This is a genomic window from Herbaspirillum sp. UBA812, from assembly GCF_002296545.1.
Lineage (GTDB): Bacteria > Pseudomonadota > Gammaproteobacteria > Burkholderiales > Burkholderiaceae_D > Herbaspirillum > Herbaspirillum huttiense.
In genome coordinates, this window is record NZ_DBIC01000387.1 from 1 (window position 1) to 3,541 (window position 3,541).

3 protein-coding genes and 1 pseudogene are annotated in these 3,541 nt (G+C 63.6%); all 4 read right to left on the minus strand.

From position 1 onward, the window contains the following. On the minus strand, positions 1-464 hold a 464-nt coding region (locus B3873_RS25500), incomplete at its 3' end, for a transaldolase family protein (RefSeq protein WP_286869886.1). Between the two features lie 105 nt (positions 465-569). Beyond that, entirely contained in the window at positions 570-1,424 is an 855-nt protein-coding gene (locus B3873_RS25505; protein WP_034310514.1) for an SIS domain-containing protein, read from the minus strand. A 38-nt stretch (positions 1,425-1,462) separates the two neighbouring features. Beyond that, positions 1,463-2,929, minus strand: a complete 1,467-nt coding sequence (gene zwf, locus B3873_RS25510; RefSeq protein ID WP_209532081.1) for a glucose-6-phosphate dehydrogenase — start codon at positions 2,927-2,929, stop codon at positions 1,463-1,465. A gap of 51 nt (positions 2,930-2,980) precedes the next feature. Next, positions 2,981-3,541, minus strand: a pseudogene (locus B3873_RS25515) (glucose-6-phosphate isomerase); the annotation flags it as partial.

Here is a 3,541-nt window from a genome sequence, read left to right on the forward strand (position 1 = left end):
GGCAGCGAGAACAGCAGGGTCAGGTTGCAGCGGATGCCATCCTTTTCCAGGATCTCGGCGGCACGGATGCCTTCCCAGGTGGAGGCGATCTTGATGAGCACGCGCTCGCGGGCAATGCCGGCTTCTTCGTACAGGCGGATCAGTTCGCGGCCCTTGGCCACTGTGCCCTCGGTGTCGAAGGACAGGCGTGCATCGGTCTCGGTGGAGACGCGGCCGGGGATCAGCTTCAGGATTTCCAGGCCGAAGGCGATCAGCAGGCGGTCGATGATCTCATCGGTGCTCTTGCCGGCGTGGGCCTTCACGACCGATTCCAGCAGCGGCTTGTACTCGGCCTTCTGCACCGCCTTGAGGATCAGCGAGGGATTGGTGGTGGCGTCCTGCGGGGCGAAGGCCTTCATCGCCTGGAAGTCGCCGGTATCGGCCACGATGGTGGTGTACTGCTTCAACTGGTCAAGCTGGCTCATGGAAAGTCCTGTTGCTAAAGAGAATGAAGGGGACAACGGCATTGTACGCATTGGCGCTGCGCTGTCTGTCGGTCAATGACTGATCCTTGATCCGTCGCAGTCCTCTCAACGGAAGAAGGAATCGAATTGCATGTCGAATTTCTGCAGCGATTTCTGGGCGTTCTGCATCTTCTTGCGGAATTCCGGTCCGCGTCGCAGGGCCAGGCCCACGGCGAGGATGTCGATCACCACCAGGTGCGCCAGGCGCGCCGAGATGGGTGTATAGGGATCGATGTTGAAAGACAGGTCGATGGGCACCAGCACCGTCGCCAGTTCGGCCAGCGGGGTACCGGACGGGCCCAGCACGATGATGTCGGCACCGCCCTTGCGGGCCAGCTGGATCGAGCGCAGCAGGGCGGCATTGCCGCCACGCTGCGAGATCGCCACCACGCAGTCGCCGGCCTTGAGCAGCGAGGCTGCAATGCTGTGGATGTGCGGGTCGGAGTAGGCCACCGTGGGTACGCCCGAGCGGAAGAACTTGTGCTGGGCGTCGTTGGCCACGATGCCGGAGGTCCCCTGGCCGTAGAACTCGATCTTGTTGGCGCGTGCCAGCACGTCCAGCGCCAGCTGGATCGCATCCGGGTTCAGGTGATTGCGCAGATCCAGCAGCGTGTTGATGGAGCGGCTGCAGATCTTGTTGACCAGGTCAGCGGCGAGGTCATCCTGCGCCAGCGTTTCATCCGCACCGGGCAGGGCCAGTGCCAGGCTCTGCGCGAGCTTCAGCTTGAAGTCGTGCCAGCCCTCGTAACCGATGGCGCGGCAGAAGCGGATCACGGTCGGTTCCGAGACTTCCGCATTCTTGGCCAGCGCCGTCAGGTTCTCCGCCAGGGCCAGCTGCGGATTGGCGAGGATGGTCGCCGCCACTTTCTTCTCCGACTTGGAGAGGGAGTTGATGTGGGTGCGGATGGAATCAAGCAGCATGGACATGGCAGTGGCCTGGTGACGCTAAGCGTGTGGCTTCAGACCTCGGGCAGCGCTTCTTCGCGCCACTGCAGGCCATCGCGGCCGATCAGTGCGCTCGCGGCAGCCGGGCCCCAGGTGCCGGCGTTGTAGGGCACGGGGTCGGCTTCCTGCTGGTCCCAGTAGGTGAGGATGGGTTCGACCCATTCCCAGGCGGCTTCCAGTTCGTCGCTGCGCATGAAGAGCGTGAGGTGACCGCGCAGTACGTCCAGCAGCAGGCGCTCGTAGGCGTCCATGCGCGGGGTCTTGAACTTCTCGCGGAAGTCCAGTTCCAGTTCCACCGGGCGCAGGCGCATGCCGTCGCCGGGCTGCTTGGCCATCAGGTTCATGTGCAGACCTTCGTCCGGCTGCAGGCGGATCACCAGGCAATTGGGAGTGTCGTTCTGATGCGCGAAGATGGCGTGCGGCACGCTCTTGAAGCGCACCACGATCTCGGCCAGCGAATCGGCCATGCGCTTGCCGGTGCGCAGGTAGAAGGGCACGCCGGCCCAGCGCCAGGTATCGATCTCGGCCTTCACGGCGACATAGGTCTCGGTGCGCGAATCGGGATTGGCGTCGGCTTCCTTGCGGTAGCCGGGCACGGCCACGCCATCGACGTGACCGGCGCGGTATTGGCCGCGCACCACGTTCATGGCCAGCGTGGTCGGGGTGAAACGCTTGAGCGAGCGCAGCACCTTCAGTTTTTCATCGCGCACGGCATCGGCCGAGTTCGACACCGGTGGCTCCATGGCCACGATACAGAGCAATTGCAGCAGGTGGTTCTGCAGCATGTCGCGCAGGGCACCCGAGGTGTCGTAGTAATCGAAGCGGCCACCGACGCCGAGCTCTTCGGCGATGGTGATCTGCACGTCGGAAATCCATTCACGACGCCACAGCGGTTCGAACAGCACATTGCCGAAGCGCAGCGCCAGCAGGTTCTGCACCGCCTCTTTACCGAGGTAGTGGTCGATACGGAAAATCTGCGATTCCTGGAAGTAGCGGCCCACTTGCGCGTTGATGTTGCGCGCGCTTTCGAGGTCACGGCCCAGCGGCTTTTCCAGCACCACGCGCGAGGTTGGCGTGACCAGGCCGGCCTTGGACAGGTTCTCGCAGATCGAAGCGAACAGGCTGGGCGGCGTGGCCAGGTAGAACACGCGCGCCAGGCCGTCGACTTCGCGCAGGGCTTCCTTCAGGTGGCTGAAGCTGTCGGCTTCCTTGGCATTGACCGAGGCGTATTGCAGGCGGTTGGTGAAGCGGTCCCAGACGCTGGCGTCCAGGTTGGCAGCGGGCACGTGGGGTTTGGAATCCTTTTCCACCAGCTTGAGGAAATCCTCGCGCGATTTTTCATCGCGGCCCAGGCAGATGATGCGGGCATCGGCCGGCAGGTCGCGCGCGCGCTCGCGGGCGTACAGCGCCGGCAGCAGCTTGCGCATCGAGAGGTCGCCGGTGCCGCCGAATAAAACCAGATCGAAATCAGAAGTAGCCATGGTGTGTGTTGTCTCTTGTGCGTGAAGTAGCGGGTTGGCGCTACGTGGTTGCTAGCCTTGCTGCCCGGTGCGGGCTGCCTCGCGCGCCAGTGCGATCAGAGCGCTGGTGGAGGCATCGTGCCGCGCGGCATCGGGTGCGGTGTCGGATTTCAGTTCGGCCAGGATGGTTTTGGCCAGCACCTTGCCCAGTTCCACGCCCCATTGGTCGAAGCTGTTGATGCCCCAGATCGCGCCCTGCACGAAAGTCTTGTGCTCATAAAGTGCAATCATCGCGCCCAGTGCATGCGGGCTCAGTTCGGGCAGCAGCAGGGTATTGCTGGGACGGTTGCCGTCAAAGGTTTTGTGCGGGATCAGGGCCGCGAGTTCCGCCTCCGGCACACCCTGTGCCTGCAGGTCGGCGCGCACTTCGTCGGCGTCCTTGCCGCGCATGAAAGCTTCCGACTGCGCGAAGCAGTTGGCCAGCAGCGCTTCCTGATGCTCGGCAATGGTGTGCGAAGGCTTGAGTACGGCGATGAAATCGATGGGCGTGATGTCCGTGCCCTGGTGCAGCAGCTGGAAATAGGCGTGCTGGCCATTGGTACCGACGTCGCCCCAGATGGCCGGGCAGGTCTG

Coding starts and splice junctions, on each gene's coding strand:
- B3873_RS25505 (WP_034310514.1), bottom strand. CDS start 1,424: ATGCTGCTTGATTCCATCCGCACCCACATCAACTCCCTCTCCAAGTCG.
- zwf (WP_209532081.1), bottom strand. CDS start 2,929: ATGGCTACTTCTGATTTCGATCTGGTTTTATTCGGCGGCACCGGCGAC.